Source organism: Trichocoleus sp. DQ-A3, from assembly GCF_039961975.1.
GTDB lineage: Bacteria > Cyanobacteriota > Cyanobacteriia > Cyanobacteriales > FACHB-T130 > FACHB-T130.
The window spans coordinates 260165-277843 of the sequence record NZ_JAMPKC010000004.1 but is presented as its reverse complement, the minus strand read 5'-3'; the positions used below and the strand labels follow the sequence as shown (position 1 = coordinate 277843).

Here is a 17679-nt window from a genome sequence, read left to right as displayed (position 1 = left end):
GGTTCATAGAGTCCTTGTGAAAAGTACTGGGAGGTCGAGCTTAGAGCCAAATGCCAGTGGTAGCGCCAGACGGCTCATTTGCCCAATCGATAACTCGTACTCGTTCTGTGTTCACCCTGGTCTGTGGAACTGCAACAGACTACCATGAAGTTTTTGAAAAGGGGATCGGGGATTTCCGCTAGGAAGCAACAACTTTATGAAACCTTCACACAGTAATTTCCGAAAAAATGCGGTTATGATGTTGAAGTCAATATGGTTTGAGACAAAAATCAGGTTTCCGAAACTTTATCAGAACTTCACAAACGAGGAAGCCAGTTTGTGAATAATTGGTGAAGCAATCGGGGCATAGTGCTGCCCAACGGTACAAAATTGCGATCGCTGTCCTATCTGTCGCGTTAGCCAAGTAAAATACGTCTCTTGATCGCTGCTGAACAGGTTTGAATTCATGGATTATCGAGACGCTGGTGTAGATGTTGAGGCGGGGCGGAGTTTTGTAGAGAAAATCCGCAGTTTGGTGCAAAGTACGCACCGCTCAGAAGTATTGGGTGGTTTAGGCGGCTTTAGTGGTTGGTTTCAGTTGCCAACTGGATACAAAGAGCCGGTTTTGGTTTCAGGGACGGATGGCGTAGGCACCAAGCTAAAACTCGCCCATCAGCTCAACTTTCACCACACCGTGGGAATTGACCTTGTAGCAATGTGCGTCAACGATGTGTTGACGTGTGGCGCAGAACCGTTATTTTTTCTGGATTATTTAGCCACAGGGCAACTAAACCCAGAGCAGCTGACTCAGGTGGTTGATGGCATCGCTGCGGGATGTCGCGAGTCGGGGTGTGCCCTCCTGGGAGGAGAAACCGCAGAAATGCCGGGTTTTTACCAACTGGGCGAGTATGACTTGGCGGGTTTTTGTGTGGGGATTGTAGAAAAGAGCCAGATATTGGATGGTTCTCTGGTGAAAGAGGGAGATGTCGCGATCGCTCTTGCCAGTCAAGGTCTCCACAGCAATGGTTTTAGTCTGGTGCGGAAGATTGTTGAACGTAGCGGCGTTGACTTGCACGCCTCCCCAACCGATGTTAGGGGGGAAGGCTTTGCGCCCTTAGACGGTAAGAATTTTGGGGAAGTTTTATTAACTCCCACCCGGATTTACGTCAAACCCGTTTTAGCAGCACGGAAGGCTGGGCTTGACATTCATGGCATGGCTCACATTACGGGTGGCGGCTTGCCAGAAAACTTACCTCGCTGTATTGGTGCCGATTTATCTATCCAGATCGATCTTCAATCGTGGAAAATTCCGCCTATTTTTAATTGGCTTGCTGACGCTGGTGAAGTCAAACCCGCCGATATGTTTAATACTTTCAATATGGGCATCGGTTTTGTAGTCCTCGTGCCCCCAAACCAAGCCGACCAAACCATCAGCTGGTTTGAATCCCAAAATATCCCCGCCTATGCCATCGGCAAAGCGATCGCTGGTAGCGGGGGTTTGATTGGAATCCCAGATTAAAAAGGCGGCACCCGGATTTGAACCGGGGGATAAAGGTTTTGCAGACCTCTGCCTTACCACTTGGCTATGCCGCCGCAATTGCAGATTCTTAGTATACCAAAATTTTTTCCGGACGCATTGACTCTGTACGAATTGGAAGACTAGTCGCTATATTCAAAGCTGATGCAGGTTATCTGATGTGATGACGATCACAGGAACGGGGTTCCTAGATCGCAAGTCTTTGATGATCTGAAACGCTAATCTAATACGAATCTCCAAATGTAAGTGGATTTACGGAATGGTTGACGTTCGCCTACTGCTGGGGAAGTTCGTCAGCTTTGGTTATCTCTAAACGGAGAATCGCCTTGGTTTGACCAAAAACAGCCATCTGGGTGTACTGACTTGCTAAGTATTTTTTTGAGCAGCGACCAGAATACCTTTTCATTACAGAAACTATGACTCAAGCCAACCCGCTTCTGATTGCTCAAATTACAGACATTCACTTGTTCGCAGATACCAAAAAGGAATTGCTAGGGCTTCCTACTGCCAAGTCTTTTGATGTAGTTTTAGAGCAATTGCACCGAATGTGCCCTCAGCCGGATTTGCTATTGCTAACAGGAGATTTGTCCCAAGATGGTAAGCCGCAATCTTACACGCGGTTGGCAGAACTGCTGAGTCCTCTGGGAATTCCTACTTACTGGCTACCGGGCAACCATGACCAACCATTGGTTATGCAAGAGGTATTAAATGAGGCTCCGATTTGTCCGGAGAAGTCGTTTGAAGCGGGAGGGTGGCAGTTTTTATTGCTCAATTCTCACGTACCAGGTTGCGTCTATGGCAAACTATCTTCAGAAAGCTTAGTTTGGCTAGACCAGCAGCTACAGCGTGCAGATAAACGTCCTACCCTAATTGCTTTACACCATCCCCCTTTTGTTGTCGATTCCGATTGGCTGGATGGCAGTTCATTACAAAATTCAGAGGAACTATTTGCCGTCATCGATCGCCATTCTCAGGTGCGGTTGGTTGTTTTTGGTCATATTCATCAAGAATTTTATCGGCGGCGCGGTGAGGTTCATTACTTGGGTAGTCCCTCTACGTCAATTCAGTTTGAACCGCATAGCCACCAGTTTTCCTTAGATGAGGAAGCGCCAGGATTTCGTTTATTTAATCTGTATCCAGATGGCAGGATTGAAACTAGGGTGGAACGGGTTGCTTACGCGCATGAGTTGGATTTGGCAGCTACTGGTTATTAGGATAGAAGTTGGTATTTTTAAAAACCCGTTTTCTTGAAGAAAGCGGGTTTTTTTTGACGCGATCGCGCTTCCAAGCGATTATTTTTACTGACAATAGTTGCGCGATCGTATCCAACATGGGTGAAAACACTGAGCCGTTATTTGCTGAGAGGAGGATATCCTTTGAGTCAAAGGTTACATCCCACCTCTACTCCCCCATTACTCATGACACCACCAAATTTTTGGGAATCACTCACTAAGACAGCAACAAATCTTGGAGAAGCTGTCGGCAACACTGCATCGCAAGCAACTCAAGCCGCAGCAGAAACAGCGACAGGCTTTGGGGGAGTTGTTAGCAGTGCTGTATCACAAGCGAGTAAAGCAGTAACAGAAACGGCTATGGCGGTTGGAAAAACTACCAGAAAGCCAGTAAGTTTACCCCAAACGTCTGAGGATGATCGCTTAGCCTTTTATGGTGTGCTTTTTGCAGTTGCAGCAGCAGATGGCTCAATTGATCCAGAGGAGTTGAACCTAATTTTAAATACTCCCGATCTGGATAATATGTCTGAATCTGCAAAGCGTCAGGTGCAGTCTTATGCTATTAATCCGCCTACCTTAGAGGACTCTTTAAAAAAACTGTCTAAGGCAGATGATACGCTTCGCTTTGGTTTAATGTTATATATTCTGAACCTTGTTTGGGTGGATAAGGTTCTTAACCCTGGTGAAGCAAAAGCAATCAAGCTAGCTCAAGCAGAACTGAAAATCACAGATGAGCAGGTGCAAGCTATACAGGCATTTGTTCAGAAGATGGGAGAGATTCGAGAACGTGGATTAAATGATGATTATGCAGTTAATGCCATGAAAGAAGCAACTTCAGTTCTCGTAAAAGCAGGGATTCCCGTCACCCCCTTCTCTTCATCAGAAACAGCAAATACCCAGACAAGTTTTGAAACTACTTATTCAGATGATCTGTTTTGGGAAAAGCTTGGAAATTTTGCAGTGCAAGCTGGAAAAAATGTTGTTGAAAACGCTTTAATTCTTTTCTATGCTGCTGAGCATCCAAACACTCCAACTAACCAAAAACTAATTGTATATGGAGCATTAGCTTACTTAATATTGCCCGTAGATGCTGTTCCTGATTTTCTTCCTGCTGTAGGATTTGGGGATGATATAGGTTCCTTAACGACTGCCCTAAGTATGATTGTTTGGAATATCAACTCTGAAGTAAAAGAAGCTGCAAAGCAGAAAATGCAAGAGTGGTTCGGCAAGGATTAATAAAATTAGTTGATAAGATTCATGAAAGCGATCGCTTCCTATGTGACAAGAAGCGATCGCTTTATTATTAATCTTCAGTGATAAAGGCACGCAACTAACACTTACTACTAGACTTCACAAAGACGAGCGATATTTCAAAAGCTGATAGATAAAGCGATTTTGAGCGATTTTGCAGGAGTTTATTCGCTGGCTTGCCAATGCACGAAAGGACGCCCAGATGCCACAGTTTTAGAAACAATCTTGGTATAGCCAGGAACCCAATCGAGATTCACGCGAAAATAGACTTTACCATTGCGAAACTCGAAGCTATAGGAGTGTAAATCTGGAGAACTTGCCTGACCGACGCAGGAGGCATAAGCTTCTTGCAGTGGAGCTTCATATTCCACAAACGTATTGCCTGAAGATGAAATTTTCCCATTACTCGCGATCGCTTTCGTGTCAGCGACAACTGTATGATCGGCAGCACCTTCAGAAGGTAACAAGACTGTCCAAAGTCCGACTGATGCGGGACACGTTCCTGATTGCTGTTCTACAGTCAATTGCTGGTTGGGTTCTTCTGAAGACACATCGGATGCTGGCTGAGCTAACGTCGAAGTAGATGTATTCAGCAGCAACGCAGACAAAATTCCTAAAGTGGTCACGAATTGTACGGGTTGAAAAGGGGGAATTTTGGAGAGGAATTTTTGGGAAATTAAAGTCGTTAGTGCCATTTGAAGTGCCTGCCAGCGTCTCAAGTGAAGAGCCTCTATAAATAGGATCGCTTGGCGCAGGCGCGATCGCCCTCCTACAGATTGGTTAACCCGATCGGGTGATAGATCCGTATTTTTTCGGAAATCGGAAAGATAAATCTTGAAGATTAGATGATGAATTTGTTCCCAATTCATCATTTTTCATGATGCTTTTGGAAAATTCATTCTTCTGACTGCTGCCTTTGGCTTTCAACCCATCAAAAGACTTTTATCGGCGCGAAGGATGAAAGCCTCCACTGCAATCGAACAAAAGGGTTAAAAAGTGAACAAAACCATAAGTCAGAGTCAAAAAATTTCCTATTCAGAAGAGCGTGTTTCTACTAGACTGTATGCGAAAACTAGCCCCATGTATTGCTCTAATCTCCTACAAAGTGTGGCGGAAGCGACTCACCAACTGCTGACGAATCGCGATTTTGCAGTCGGCCTGAATCAAGCTTTAGCAACTTTAGGCAGAGTAACGGGAGTAGATCGAGCTTATATTTTTGAGATTCATCCTCATCCAGAAACCTGTGAATTAGCCTTTAGCCATCGATTTGAATGGACAAAAGAGTTTGTAACGCCTCAAATTCACAATCCCAATTTACAAAACCAGGCATTGGCGGCTTGTCGCATCAGTCGGTGGTACGAAGATTTGCAAGCTGGGAAGGCAGTTCGGGGTTTAATTCGCGAACTTCCAAATGACGAACGGGAAGTTTTAACAAACAAGCAAATCTCCTCTATATTAGTTGTCCCAATTTCTTGTAATGGCAAACTTTGGGGCTTAATTGGCTTTGACGATCGCCGCTACGATCGCCAGTGGTCAAAAGATGAGGAAGCTTGTTTGATAACGATGGCAGCAAGTTTCGGGAAAGCGATCGCTCATCAGCAAACGACTGAAACTCTACGGCAGAGCGAATTACGGCTGCAACAAATTACCGCTAACGTACCGGGGATGATTTTTCAGTTCCTTCAGCGTTCGGATGGTTCCCAGGCTGTCCCCTATGCCAGTTCCGGTTGCCGCGAACTGTTTGAATTAGAGCCGGAGGCGATTCAGGCAAATTGTGGCAAGGAGTTAATTTATCCCGACGACCGCGAGGCTTATGAACAATCCATCGCGGTTTCGGCTGTGACACAGCAACCTTGTAAATGGGAAGGTCGGATTCAGACTCCCAGCGGCAAAATTAAGTGGATTCAATGCGCTTCCCGACCGCAGAAGCAACCCAATGGAGATATTCTCTGGGATGGGTTGGTAATGGATATTAGCGACCGAAAGCGGGGTGAGGAGGCGCTGCGAAGTTCTGAGGAGAAGTTCGCATCCGCTTTTCGTTCCAGTCCTGACTCGATAACGATTACCACCCTCAAAGAGGGACGATACATTGATGTCAACGACAGTTTCCTCCATCTTTCAGGTTTTCAACGCCATGAAATTATTGGTCATACGACATTGGAATTAAATATCTGGGTGAATCCAGAAGACCGCATCAAAGTTATCCAGCAGGTACAGGAAGAAGGTGCTGTCCGCAACCAGGAATGCGAGTTTCGCAACAAGTCTGGAAAGGTAATAATAGGGCTTTTCTGTGCAGAAATCATCAACTTGGAGGGTGAGCCGTGTTTGCTGACAATTGGGAACGATATCACTGAACGCAAGCAGGCGGAAATGAGGCAGCGCTTGGTGCAAGAACGCGATCGCTTGTTGGCAGAAATGGCGCTGCGAATTCGCAAATCGCTGGATTTGGACGAAATTTTTAACACTACCGTGGCAGAAGTCCGGTCGTTTCTGAAAGCCGACCGCGTCTTCATCGCTTCCGACACAACGGGAAAAGGCAGGGTAATGGCTGAATCCGTAGAACCCAATTACCCGCCGATTATGAACTGGGTACTTGACGATCGAAGTTCCCTGGAGGAGATGCGAACCTTGTTTGAGGCGAATCAGGTTCGAGTCGTTGAGGATACAACCCAGGCGACGGTTCACCCAGCGATCGCATCCTATTACCGCGATTATCACGTCAAAGCCGCCGTGGCTGTTCCAATTCGCGTGAAAGGCGATCGGCTATTGGGTGCATTAATTGTTAATCAATGCAGTGGAGCGAGGCGCTGGGAGCCGATCGAGATTGATTTGCTGGAGCAATTAGGAACCCAAGTTGCGATCGCCATTCAGCAATCTTGCCTCTTCCAACAGGTACAGGAACTCAATACCAACTTAGAATGCCAAGTTCGGGAACGTACCGCTCAACTAGAGCAAAAAATCCAGGAAGTTCAAGAACTATACGAACTGAAGGATGTCTTCCTCCATGCCGTTTCCCACGACCTGCGGACGCCGCTCACCGGCTGGTTACTAGTGTTGCAGAATTTGTTAACAGCAAATGGCAACGAACAAAAGACAATTTCAGTGTCTCGCTCAATTTTAGAGCGGATGATTCAAAGTAGCGATCGCCAACTCCGCTTGATTAACTCCTTGTTAGAAGTTCACACCAGTGAAGTGCGAGGTTTTGTCTTGCAGCGCGAACCAGTTCAACTTAACTCTCTCATTCAAGAGATTGTTGAGGATTTTGAGCCGTTGTGTGTCAAAAATCAGGCAATTCTGATCGATCAAATTCCTTCTGAACTGCCCACAGTGAACGCCGATCCGCTTCAGCTGCGGCGTGTGTTTGAAAATCTACTCACGAATGCTTTTAACCATAACCCACCCGGACTCAGGATGATTCTTAAGGCGACCATTGAAGAACAGACAATTCGCTGCACTATTGAAGATAACGGTGTTGGGATGAATCCAGAACAATGCGATCGCGCCTTTGAACTTTATGCCCGTGGTTCGCAAGCACGACGCTCAACGGGTATTGGTTTGGGATTATATCTTTGTCAACAGATTGTACAAGCTCACGGTGGCAAAATTGGCGTGACTAGTTCTCCAAAAGCTGGTGCAACCTTCTGGTTTACTTTACCTTTTGCAACGTCACCATAAACAGAAAGATGTTATTAGTCTAAGAGCTGTTTTATGCCTGCTTACTAGACCAATCTGATTTAATTTATAAGATGCTAGTCCTTTAGATACCCAACTTCTTAGAGAAGTTGGGTATTTCGTCTTCAATCCAACCGAGAAACGCAATAATAGGACTCTTGTGCTGACTAGATTCCTATGCTGACTAGATAAAGATGCCAGATGAATGAATCCTGGTACATCCTTAACGATGGCTACTAACCAATAACTAAAGCATGGTTAAGAATCACCCGATTGGGTGATTCGCTAAAAGAAGGTTAAATGTATGGTTCCCTCTTAAATTAGAAAATAAACCTTTGAGCGATCGCTCAATCAGTGAAAATAATTGAAAATCAAGTTTTGCTTGTTATCGTGGCAAAAAAATTATTACTTTTGATAGAACAAAGAGATTAGGCTTTACCTTTTCTATGCCAGTTTTCTTACAATCACCTATGGACTGCATTTTTGAAGCAGGGATGGGAATACTAAAGGATGAAGGCTATAAAAAAATGAAAAACCAGAAAAGTTGAAAGTTACCCCAAAGCGTAGCTTTTCACACTTCGGACTTCATTTTTCAGGGTTTTCAGCCTGTTAATCTGGTGAAATTGTTGAAAAATGGTTGAGTTAAAAAGAAGTGAAGTAATTGCGAATGCCTGAATATCTAGAAGCCATCCGGGAGTGTTGTCGGGACGAAGCCGCCTTTGAAAAGCTTAAACAAATTCTGGCTGACGGCGAGATTGAAACGATTCAGAAAACGACAGACAAGCTCAGACAGCAAGAATCGAAATTTCAAAGAATGGTTGCCAACATACCGGGCATGATTTACCAGTATCTGCGGTGCCCGGATGGTCGTGAGTCCATCGTCTGTGCCAGTCCCGGGTACCAAGAATTGTTTGAGTTAGAACCAGAAAATATTCAGGCGAATTTTCAACTGCTTAAGGATTTAATTCATCTCGACGATCTCAAAGGGTATGAAGAATCTGTAGATATTTCTGCCACCACGCTGCAACCTTGGGCTTGGGAAGGTCGTATCGTCACGCCTACTGGCAAAATTAAGTGGGTACAATGCGCCTCCCGTCCGGAAAAGCAGGCGAACGGTGATATTCTCTGGGATGGCTTGCTGATGGAAGTGACAGAACGCAAGCGAGCCGAAGCAGCACTAGAGCGAGAACGCAGATTATTTATCAGAGGGCCGGTTACGGTCTTCCGCTGGATTGCCCAAGAAAATCGACCCGTGGAATACGTCTCGCCCAACATCAGTCAGTGGGGCTATCAATCGGATGACTTCATTAGTGGCAGGGTGACGTATGGTAGCGTTATTCATCCCGATGACTTAGCTCAAGTTGAGGCTCAGACTCAAGCGTATGATGCGGCTGGCTTAAATTTTCAGGAACAGGACTATCGCCTGATTCGCTCTGATGGCGAGGTGCGATGGGTTTATGAATTCACCAGCGTTGTCCGCAATGACCAAGGGAACATCACCCACTACGAAGGATATATTCTCGATATCACCAAGCGAAAGGAGGCGGAAGTCCAACTCCGGGCTGCGGGAGAACGCGATCGCGCTAGCATCTGCGCTCTGAGTGCGGCTCGCTTACTAGGAGAGATTGCGCTGAGAATTCGGCGATCGCTGGATCTCGATCAAATTCTCAACAACACCGTTCAGGAGGTTCGGCAATTTCTGCAAGCTGACCGAGTTTTCATCGCTCACTTAGATACCACTTCTCAAGGCAAAGTTGTAGCAGAATCAGTGGTACCGGATTGTCGATCGATTCTCGGCTGGGTGACAAGTGACCGTTACCTCAGAGAACTTAAATCTTTCTTTAAACAAGGTCAGGTTCAGGCAATTGATGATACAGAGAAAGTCGTTAAATCTCGCTTTCATACTGCCTACTACGCTCAATATCAAATTAAAGCCAGTTTATGCGTTCCCATTCTGGTGGGAAACGAGTTTTTTGGAATGTTGATCGCCAATCAATGCAGCGGATCGCGTCATTGGCAGCAGTTTGAAATTGAATTGCTCTGTTCGCTAGCAACCCAAGTCGCGATCGCTATCCAACAAGCACAACTTTACGAACAAGTATCCACTCTGAATACCTGTCTAGAGCGCACTGTCGAGGAGCGCACTGCCCAATTACAGCAGGTAGTGGCAGAACTCCAAGAAATGAACCAGCTCAAGGACGTTGTTTTACATACAGTTTCCCACGAACTCCGGACTTCGGTAATGGGAACTGTGATGGTGCTAAAAAATTTGCTCAATCAGCCATCGGAAAAAATCATCCTTTCTCGCTCAATTGTCGAGCGCATGATTCAAGGGAACGATCGGCAATTGGGAATGATTAATTCCTTGTTAGAAACTCATTCTAGCGAGGAAGAGGGCATTATCCTCCATCGCGAGTCTGTTCAAATAAAGACTCTGTTTGCAAAGATTCTCCAAGACTTAGAGCCAATGCTGTCGCAAAATCAAGCGACACTAACGAATCTCGTTTCCGCTGATTTCCCCTTGGTTATGGTCGATCCGGCTCAGTTACAGCGAGTTTTAGAAAACTTATTCAACCATATTTTGAAGCATAATCCCCCTAAACTGAGCCTACATCTGAGCGCCACCATTGAGTCTCAAAGACTGCGCTGTACGCTTCAGGATAACGGTATCGGGATGAGCCAACAAGAGTGCGATCGCTTATTCGATCTTTATATCCGAGATCCGAGATCCAGTTGCTCGACTGGCACTGGTTTAAAATTGTATCTTTGCAAGCAAATTATCACAGCCCACGGCGGGGAAATTGGAGCGAATAGCAGTCCTGGATTAGGGACAACCTTGTGGTTTACATTACCTCTAAATCGGGATGCTTCTTAGCCTTTTAGTCTTTGAAGTTATATCGAATCCGGTTAATTCATCAACCTTATAGAAAAATTTCTTGACGCCTCTCCGTTCACGGAGAGGCGTCAAGAGAGGGAAGTTCCTTCTTTAGTGAGGAATCTTACTCAAAGCGTGCCAAGTGCGCTCGCCAACAATTCCATCCGCAATTAAACCAGAACGCTTTTGGAAAGAGCGCACCGCTGCATCTGTTGCTGGGCCGAAGTTTGGGCTAGTTGCAGCAGTAAAATCGCCAGTTGTCTGTAAAAGACGCTGAAGCGTGACTACGATTTGACCTTTGCTACCTTTTTGCAGCACTGGCATATTGACGGGCGCACCCTTGTAAAGCGCCTGCCAAGTTAGATTTCCTACGATGCCATCTTCTTTCAAAAAGACGCGGTGCTGGTAAGATTTCACTGCATTTTCAACGACGATATCGAAGATTCCATCAATGTCACCGTTATAACTTCCCCAGTGAGTTAAAAGTCTTTGTAGTTCCTCAACCGATGCTCCTTGGGAACCGCGCTGAAGTACAGGTTTGTTGGTCTGGATGTTAGCATTTGCTTGAGTATTAATTGGAGCTTGCATGGTTAGTGTTCCTTAAAGTGATTTGGTGTTCCTTACACTTACTAAGGTAATGTTTAGCTCTCAGCTTCCACTTCACCCAACTAGCTCATTCCTTTGGATGATATTGATTCTTATCTCCTTGTAAAAAGGTTTTTATTAAGTGCTAATGTTTGCCCTTTCTCGAAATCATCCATTCGGGTGAATCAAGAGCATGAGGTAGATAAAATAAATCATATTATTTTGATAACTACTGTTTTTTTAAACAATTGAATTGTATAGATAGGATTTTTTTTAAAGTGTTGTTGACCATCTAAGTAGCTGGACACGATTAAACTAAAGACTCTTGAGTTAGTTGGCTTAGCCTTTGCAATCTTTCATCTAGCTTAAGACAGAATAGATGTTCACCCAGTTGGGTGAGACAAGGGGATGAAGTGCGATCGCTTCTAATCGTCTTAACCTGAGACCTGACACTGAATTCAAGGGTGCATGGTCATGTTGTCATTCTACTTATACGCTCGACGCATGGGGTTTATTCTGATTCACCCGGAGGCAATTACAAAAACTCCCCGTCTGACTAGCAGACAGTCTTTAATTGAGCCAAAACTACAGGTTTCGACGCACCAACAGTCAGCACAGTTTACGGAAAGTAGACATCAAATCGCACAACTTTATCACTTGGAGCGTCGGACATTTCTGTAGAAATACAATGAATCGCATTCCTACAGAATTTGGTTTACACCAGTCCAGAACGAAGCGCGACAACAGCTGCCTGAACCCGGTCATCGACAGACAGTTTGTTCATGATGCCACGGACATGGGTTTTGACCGTATTGGGGCTGAGGTAGAGGGCGGCAGCAATCTCCGGATTGCTTTTGCCTTCTACCATTAATTTCAATACCTCTAACTCGCGCTGCGATAGCGTCGAAACAGTGCCGGTCACTGAAGGCGGTTTAAGATGGTCAATTACTCGTCGTGCAATTTGCGGATCGAGGTAGGTAGCACCTTCTTGGGCGGCAGCAATCGCAGAGAGCAAGCGTTCTACACTGGCACCTTTGATGCAGTAAGCATCTGCACCACTAGAAAGGGCGGCAATAATCTCGGTTTCTGTCGTATGGGAGGTCAATACCACTACCCGGATATCAGGAAGCGCTGCCTTGATTTGCTGGGTGGCGGCAATTCCATCTAGTCTTGGCAGACCAATATCCATAACCACCAGATCCGGTTTCAGTTTAAGAGCAGCTTCAACGCCTAAATAGCCATCTTCGGCTTGTCCGACAATCGTGAACTGCGGATGAGCGGCTAATGACTGCTCCAAACCCAACTGCATCATGGGATCGTCTTCTACAATCAAAACTCGCAATGGCTTTGACTCGGTTGGTAGATTCTGGGGTGATTCTGTTTCGGAGGGCATGGAATTAAATGGCACTTTACACTTATGGTAAAACCACGCGGATTGGCAGGTAATTCGGATAAAGCGGATTTCCTCAGACCAATCCTAATCCCTTCCGGAATTTAAAAAGTAAAAGTTAAAATTAAAAATTGCCAAAGCCCTATATTTTTGAGGGATTTTGAATTTTTATAGTATTTTGCGCTGATTACTGCCTGGAATCTCCCTCTCTTAACCTCTCTCCCTCTCTTCCTTCCACTTGCAAGGGGATGCGGTATTGTCCGGCAACATAATAGAAGAAGCGATAATAATTGGGAAATTGTTTAGAGGGCGATCGCCCCTGCCAGTAGTAGCGTATCCTTCCCTGAATCAGTGTCAATCGCATCAAACTGATATCTGAACGTAGTTCTACATAAAGTTTTCCGGTAACTCCTTGTTGGGTAGTAAAGTTCTTCTGCGTGAATTGATGGGGAGTTTTTTGCCCTGATGGCGCAAGTTCAATTTCTGGCAAGCGATCGCCTGCCACTCCTAATATTTCCACCTCTGGGTCTTGAGGATCTCTAAAAGCTCGTCCATCCCGATTGTCTGGCATTGGCGCAGCAATCCAGGTACTGGGATAAGGAAACTCAAAGCTATAACGCGGGTTTTTATAAGTTTTCCAGGTTGGCGACTGGGTATCCGAGGCGCGACAACTCCACAGCGTTACACAGAGTGCGATCGCATAAACAACAACACGCCAGTTGCAACAAGCTTCGACTCTCTGACTTCTAACAACCGATCTAGGACGCCGGACCCCTCTGGGAAGGTTATTTAGCAATGGACACCGCCGAAACCTATCTCCGTTCTGCTTGCTTATATTCCTTACGCCAGTTCGTCCGACTCTGCCGGAAACTGTTAAGCAATGTAACAATATTGCCGTCATGCTGGCATGATGTCTTGACAGCCCGGAATAAGGCAGATAACCTGTGAAATATACCCGGGTAGAACAACTGAAAAGTTATATGCAAGACAAGCAAAAGGTTACGTTGTATCTTCCTCCAGGTCTCCATCGCCAGCTCAAAATTCGCTCAGCTGTTGACACGGAACCCATGTCAACAATTGTCGAAAGAGCGATCGTCTTCTACCTGGCTAACCCAGAAGTGGTTGATGAGGTAGAAGCAATCCAGGGAAGGACTCATCGAGTCTATTCCTGTCCGGAGTGTACTAGCTCTGTGGTACTGCGAGATGGAGAAATGGTTTCCCTGGATAATCAACCAGGAGTAATCGCTGAAGAGCTGACTACCCTTGAAAATGCCAGAGGTGAACTTGGCACGGATTCTCAGGGAGAAGAGGCATTGGTTCCCTGTTAAAGTTCCAAATCCTCCAGACTGCTTGAATTCCTCGCTTGCTCACGTTGGTTGCGGTTGATAAATGTTTGGCTAGTGGTTGTGCCGTCTCTAATGGGTCGATAGATATGAAAGAAGAGCTAGATATTCTGGTTCAGGCTCAATACCCCCTCATCTACCTAGTAACTTCCGAAGAAGAGCGGGCGGAGCGAACAATTGCCAATATTGCTCAGACAAAATCCCTGGCTCGGCGCGTCTACATTTGGACTGTCACCCACGGCATAGTCGAGTACGGTCAACCCCGCCATATTACCCAGCACAACACCGTCTCCCCAGAGGCAGCGATTGAATGGGTAGTACGCCAAAGAGAGCCTGGTATCTTTATTTTTAAAGACTTACACCCCTTTATTGACTCACCGGCAACAACGCGGTGGCTGCGGGATGCGATCGCCAGCTTCAAAGGGACACAGAAAATTATCATTCTCATGTCACCCGTTCAGCAAATCCCCATTGAGCTGGAAAAGGAAGTCGTCGTTCTAGACTATCCTTTGCCAGATTTGGCAGAACTGAACCAAGTGCTATCTAGCCAGTTAGAGCAAACCCGTTCTCGCCGCACCACAACTGAAGTTCGGGAAAAACTGCTAAAAGCAACCTTGGGTCTGACGCGGGATGAAGCCGAAAAAGTTTATCGGAAAGCTTTCGTCAAAACTGGGCGTCTGACGGAAACAGAAGTCGATATTATTCTTTCTGAGAAAAAACAGCTAATCCGCCGCAACGGTATCTTGGAATTTATCGAAGAAGATGAAACCATTGATTCGGTTGGCGGTTTAGAAGAGCTAAAGCGATGGCTGAGACAACGTTCCAATGCTTTTACAGAGAAAGCAAGGGAATATGGTCTACCCCAACCCAAGGGGATGTTAATCCTAGGGGTACCGGGATGTGGCAAATCTTTAATTGCCAAAACGACTGCCCGCCTTTGGAGCCTGCCACTTCTGCGCCTAGATATGGGGCGAGTGTACGACGGCTCAATGGTGGGGCGCTCAGAAGCTAACTTGCGGAATGCCCTAAAAACGGCTGAATCAATTTCCCCAGCGATTCTCTTTATTGATGAACTGGATAAAGCATTTGCCGGTACTTCTGGGTCTGCTGACTCAGACGGGGGTACTTCCAGCCGCATCTTTGGTTCTTTCCTTACCTGGTTACAAGAAAAAACGTCTCCGGTGTTCGTGATGGCAACTGCCAACCGGGTTGAACGTCTACCGGGTGAGTTTCTCCGCAAAGGACGCTTCGACGAGATTTTCTTTGTAGACTTGCCGACTGCGGAAGAACGCAAAGAGATTTTCAATATTCACCTTAGCAAGCGGAAGCGAGACATTTCTCGCTTTGACCTCGACCAGCTGGCTAAGGTATCGGATGGGTTTTCCGGGGCAGAAATTGAGCAGGGATTGGTTGCGGCAATGTACGAAGCTTTTGCCCAAGACCGAGAATTTACCCAGCTCGATATCATTGCGGCAATTAAAGCCACTCTGCCGCTTTCCCGAACCATGAACGAGCAGGTAACGGCCCTGAGGGACTGGGCCAGACAGCGAGCGCGACCTGCTGCGTCCTCCGTCGCCGAGTATCAGCGATTGGAGTTCTAAAAGCTTTCTCCTGCTCCCAACAGGAGGAAAGGCTAGCAGTTTGCTAGCAGTTTGACAAAAAAAAGCCGCCCAGTAATGTGTCCAGGCGGCAGACTCACATCCACAAGTTGTCGTTTCTCTTAACTCTCTACTGGAGGAAATCCAAATGTCTCACTTTAGCACTCTGCGTACCAAAATCACCGATGCCGAAATCCTGAAAGCTTCTCTCCGCGACCTGGGTATCAGTGTTAAGACCGAAGCAGATGTTCGGGGTTATAACGGTCAGCGGGTTCGTTCTGACATCGTTGCAGTTCTGGAAGGCGAGTATGACCTCGGTTGGTCTCGCAACAGCGACGGTTCTTTCGACCTGATTGCTGACCTGTGGGGCGTCGCCAAGAAGCACAACCAAACCGAACTGATTAACTCGATTAATCAGAAGTATGCCGTGAACAAGACCTTGGCTGAAGTCAAGCAACGCGGTCTGCAAAATGCCAACGTTAAGTTGGTTGTGCAAAAGTAATTTGTGTGCGCGTTCCCAAGCTATCGGGTTAATCAACTTTAGGTTAGCCCGTTTTTCCTATCACCCAGCTCTAACGAGAGCTGGGTAATTTTTTTATGGGAGTGATGACGATATAGAGGGGCGATCTCGTTGAGGCAGTAAAATGTCCTATAACCCAGACAAACACCATCGTCGCTCCATTCGCCTCAAGGGATATGATTATGGGCAAGTGGGTGCATATTATGTCACTATCTGCTGTTATCAAAGGCAATGTTTGTTAGGAGAAATTATAGATGGAGTAATGCACCCCAATCTCATAGGTGCAACTGTTGAGGCAGTTTGGAATAATTTACCTCATCATTTCCCTTTTATTGAACTCGATGCTTATGTTGTAATGCCTAATCACTTGCATGGGATTATTGTTATTAATGAAAGCGAAAATAATATTAGCAAGCGGGAATTATTAGGAAGTAAATCAAATTCTAAAAATAGCTTATTCAATGGAACTCAATCAGGTTCATTGGGAGCAATTATTCAAAGCTTTAAATCAACAGCAACACGCAGAGTTAATCGCGTCAATAGAAGTTCTAGCACATTATGGCAGCGCAATTATTATGAAGAGATTATCCGCAACGAAAAAGCATACGAAAACATCAGGCGTTACATCTTAGAAAATCCGTTAAATTGGGATGAAGACGAGGAAAATCTCATCAATAAATCACCAATCTTGTAGGGGCGAAGCATTCGGGCGATACCTTATGAAACCCACCGTAAATCCTTATACCCGAAAGCTTCGCCCTTTCCTGTGACAGGGCGAAGTCAGTACATATAAATTATCTGTGAGGCAGGGCGAAGCTTTCGGGTAGATCAATTATCGTCAATAGCCTATTTTTTCGCCCGAATGCTTCGCCCCTACAAAGATGGAATGCGATCGCATTCTCCGAAATTTTATCGCTTGACAAATTAACCCGCGCAGGCTGGTTTCGTCTATGTAGACGCGGTTTATAACTGCCAAGTTTTGCAATCTCTTCATAAACCCTCCTTTAGATAGGTGTATAGATAAGTTATCTTAGAAACATCAAGATCTCTACGGGGTTTTGGAACAAGTCGTATGTCTTTAGCAAAAGCAGGTTTGGTGGTAACGATTATCGGTGTTTTGATTGGTGCTGCTGCCTTTGCAAACGATGTTATTAATAACAAGAAGCCGCCGTTACTATTCAGCGGAAAAAATGACCGCTTTACTTGCGAACTCCGACCTTACTCCGAGGAAGGTGAAATTTGGACAGTGGTTTATCATAACGACAAAGAGGTGCAACCTTGGCTGAGAATGGTAAACACCTTTGGTGATGAGTGGAATACTCCAAAACGTTGTGGCGAGATTGAAAGTCGTTTGGAAAATTATCGCCAAGATGGTCTGGTTGAATTTAGTTATCGCGATGATCCCACAACTCCCAGTCAATCTGTTATCTGTGCCAAAACTAAACTGAGTGGCGACAATTGTCCCCTATTGGTGACGCTGGATGTTGGTGTTGATCCCTATAAGTCTCTGAGCAAGATGATTGAGGCTTTAGAGAATAAGAATACTGTGGATCAAAACAGTAACGGTGAACCATCTACTTCTCTGTTGTCCCCAGCTTCGCCGTCTGTTCATTTGGGAAACTTTTTGGCAGATGAGGATCTGAAAGCTGGAGAAACTGCTAAAAAATAATCTGCTGTGACTGGGACAACATAGCTAC

17 protein-coding genes and 1 tRNA gene are annotated in these 17679 nt (G+C 45.7%); 11 read left to right on the top strand and 7 right to left on the bottom strand.

The annotated features are described in order from the left end of the window. Positions 1–288 precede the first annotated feature (288 nt). Positions 289–447: a hypothetical protein gene (locus tag NDI44_RS10070; RefSeq protein WP_190415379.1), complete on the bottom strand. Its 159-nt coding sequence runs from the start codon at positions 445–447 to the stop codon at positions 289–291. On the opposite strand from NDI44_RS10070, the gene purM reads away from it, so the two are divergent. Next, positions 446–1498 (top strand): phosphoribosylformylglycinamidine cyclo-ligase, encoded by a 1053-nt coding sequence (gene purM / locus NDI44_RS10065; RefSeq protein ID WP_190415377.1) that lies wholly within the window; start codon positions 446–448, stop codon positions 1496–1498. The genes NDI44_RS10070 and purM overlap by 2 nt on opposite strands. 2 nt (positions 1499–1500) lie before the next feature. Here purM and NDI44_RS10060 read toward each other — a convergent pair. Beyond that, a tRNA-Cys gene (locus NDI44_RS10060) sits at positions 1501–1572 on the bottom strand. Positions 1573–1932: 360 nt separating this feature from the next. Between NDI44_RS10060 and cpdA the strand changes: the two genes are divergently transcribed. Together cpdA and NDI44_RS10050 are read left to right on the top strand one after the other, a co-directional pair. After that, entirely contained in the window at positions 1933–2730 is a 798-nt protein-coding gene (gene cpdA / locus NDI44_RS10055; protein WP_190415375.1) for a 3',5'-cyclic-AMP phosphodiesterase, read from the top strand. A 162-nt stretch (positions 2731–2892) separates the two neighbouring features. Beyond that, on the top strand, positions 2893–3984 hold the full coding sequence (locus NDI44_RS10050; RefSeq protein ID WP_348235270.1) for a DUF1232 domain-containing protein: 1092 nt from the start codon (positions 2893–2895) through the stop codon (positions 3982–3984). 179 nt (positions 3985–4163) lie between these two features. Here the strand turns inward: NDI44_RS10050 and NDI44_RS10045 are convergent, their stop codons facing one another. Further along, positions 4164–4871, bottom strand: a complete 708-nt coding sequence (locus tag NDI44_RS10045; protein WP_190415373.1) for a hypothetical protein — start codon at positions 4869–4871, stop codon at positions 4164–4166. A 124-nt stretch (positions 4872–4995) separates the two neighbouring features. On the opposite strand from NDI44_RS10045, the gene NDI44_RS10040 reads away from it, so the two are divergent. Beyond that, positions 4996–7674 carry a GAF domain-containing protein gene (locus NDI44_RS10040; RefSeq protein ID WP_190415371.1) on the top strand — a complete coding sequence of 893 codons (2679 nt, stop codon included), beginning with the start codon at positions 4996–4998 and terminating at the stop codon, positions 7672–7674. Between the two features lie 664 nt (positions 7675–8338). Further along, the gene (locus NDI44_RS10035) at positions 8339–10546 is read left to right on the top strand and encodes a PAS domain-containing protein (protein ID WP_190415364.1); all 2208 of its coding nucleotides are present in this window, start codon (positions 8339–8341) and stop codon (positions 10544–10546) included. Positions 10547–10657: 111 nt separating this feature from the next. Here NDI44_RS10035 and NDI44_RS10030 read toward each other — a convergent pair whose 3' ends face one another. Beyond that, positions 10658–11134: a peptidoglycan-binding protein gene (locus NDI44_RS10030; RefSeq protein ID WP_190415362.1), complete on the bottom strand. Its 477-nt coding sequence runs from the start codon at positions 11132–11134 to the stop codon at positions 10658–10660. Positions 11135–11605: 471 nt separating this feature from the next. Here NDI44_RS10030 and NDI44_RS10025 point away from each other — a divergent pair, with 471 nt between their 5' ends. Continuing rightward, entirely contained in the window at positions 11606–11812 is a 207-nt protein-coding gene (locus NDI44_RS10025; protein ID WP_190415360.1) for a hypothetical protein, read from the top strand. 34 nt (positions 11813–11846) lie between these two features. Here NDI44_RS10025 and NDI44_RS10020 read toward each other — a convergent pair whose 3' ends face one another. After that, positions 11847–12524: a response regulator gene (locus NDI44_RS10020; protein ID WP_190415358.1), complete on the bottom strand. Its 678-nt coding sequence runs from the start codon at positions 12522–12524 to the stop codon at positions 11847–11849. 184 nt (positions 12525–12708) lie between these two features. After that, a complete protein-coding gene (locus NDI44_RS10015; RefSeq protein ID WP_242037181.1) occupies positions 12709–13317 on the bottom strand; it encodes a hypothetical protein in 609 nt (202 codons plus the stop codon). Between the two features lie 184 nt (positions 13318–13501). On the opposite strand from NDI44_RS10015, the gene NDI44_RS10010 reads away from it, so the two are divergent. The 4 genes from NDI44_RS10010 (at position 13502) to NDI44_RS09995 (ending at position 16676) form a co-directional block, all read left to right on the top strand. Then, on the top strand, positions 13502–13849 hold the full coding sequence (locus tag NDI44_RS10010) for a hypothetical protein (RefSeq protein WP_190415708.1): 348 nt from the start codon (positions 13502–13504) through the stop codon (positions 13847–13849). A 104-nt stretch (positions 13850–13953) separates the two neighbouring features. After that, positions 13954–15465: an AAA family ATPase gene (locus tag NDI44_RS10005; RefSeq protein WP_190415355.1), complete on the top strand. Its 1512-nt coding sequence runs from the start codon at positions 13954–13956 to the stop codon at positions 15463–15465. 145 nt (positions 15466–15610) lie between these two features. After that, on the top strand, positions 15611–15964 hold the full coding sequence (locus tag NDI44_RS10000) for a DUF1257 domain-containing protein (RefSeq protein ID WP_190415354.1): 354 nt from the start codon (positions 15611–15613) through the stop codon (positions 15962–15964). 142 nt (positions 15965–16106) lie between these two features. Beyond that, positions 16107–16676 carry a transposase gene (locus NDI44_RS09995; protein WP_190415351.1) on the top strand — a complete coding sequence of 190 codons (570 nt, stop codon included), beginning with the start codon at positions 16107–16109 and terminating at the stop codon, positions 16674–16676. 144 nt (positions 16677–16820) lie between these two features. On the opposite strand, the gene NDI44_RS09990 is transcribed toward NDI44_RS09995, so the two are convergent. Beyond that, positions 16821–16976: a hypothetical protein gene (locus tag NDI44_RS09990; RefSeq protein WP_190415349.1), complete on the bottom strand. Its 156-nt coding sequence runs from the start codon at positions 16974–16976 to the stop codon at positions 16821–16823. 78 nt (positions 16977–17054) lie between these two features. On the opposite strand from NDI44_RS09990, the gene NDI44_RS09985 reads away from it, so the two are divergent. Next, positions 17055–17651 carry a COP23 domain-containing protein gene (locus NDI44_RS09985; RefSeq protein ID WP_190415347.1) on the top strand — a complete coding sequence of 199 codons (597 nt, stop codon included), beginning with the start codon at positions 17055–17057 and terminating at the stop codon, positions 17649–17651. Positions 17652–17679: the final 28 nt, after the last annotated feature.

Bases quoted from the DNA above. Each gene is read 5' to 3' on its own strand.
- NDI44_RS10010 (WP_190415708.1), top strand. From the start codon at position 13,502: ATGCAAGACAAGCAAAAGGTTACGTTGTATCTTCCTCCAGGTCTCCAT.
- purM (WP_190415377.1), top strand. From the start codon at position 446: ATGGATTATCGAGACGCTGGTGTAGATGTTGAGGCGGGGCGGAGTTTT.
- NDI44_RS10025 (WP_190415360.1), top strand. From the start codon at position 11,606: ATGTTGTCATTCTACTTATACGCTCGACGCATGGGGTTTATTCTGATT.
- NDI44_RS09995 (WP_190415351.1), top strand. From the start codon at position 16,107: ATGTCCTATAACCCAGACAAACACCATCGTCGCTCCATTCGCCTCAAG.
- NDI44_RS10035 (WP_190415364.1), top strand. From the start codon at position 8,339: ATGCCTGAATATCTAGAAGCCATCCGGGAGTGTTGTCGGGACGAAGCC.
- NDI44_RS09990 (WP_190415349.1), bottom strand. From the start codon at position 16,976: ATGAAGAGATTGCAAAACTTGGCAGTTATAAACCGCGTCTACATAGAC.
- NDI44_RS10030 (WP_190415362.1), bottom strand. From the start codon at position 11,134: ATGCAAGCTCCAATTAATACTCAAGCAAATGCTAACATCCAGACCAAC.
- NDI44_RS10020 (WP_190415358.1), bottom strand. From the start codon at position 12,524: ATGCCCTCCGAAACAGAATCACCCCAGAATCTACCAACCGAGTCAAAG.
- cpdA (WP_190415375.1), top strand. From the start codon at position 1,933: ATGACTCAAGCCAACCCGCTTCTGATTGCTCAAATTACAGACATTCAC.
- NDI44_RS09985 (WP_190415347.1), top strand. From the start codon at position 17,055: ATGTCTTTAGCAAAAGCAGGTTTGGTGGTAACGATTATCGGTGTTTTG.
- NDI44_RS10005 (WP_190415355.1), top strand. From the start codon at position 13,954: ATGAAAGAAGAGCTAGATATTCTGGTTCAGGCTCAATACCCCCTCATC.
- NDI44_RS10045 (WP_190415373.1), bottom strand. From the start codon at position 4,871: ATGATGAATTGGGAACAAATTCATCATCTAATCTTCAAGATTTATCTT.
- NDI44_RS10070 (WP_190415379.1), bottom strand. From the start codon at position 447: ATGAATTCAAACCTGTTCAGCAGCGATCAAGAGACGTATTTTACTTGG.
- NDI44_RS10000 (WP_190415354.1), top strand. From the start codon at position 15,611: ATGTCTCACTTTAGCACTCTGCGTACCAAAATCACCGATGCCGAAATC.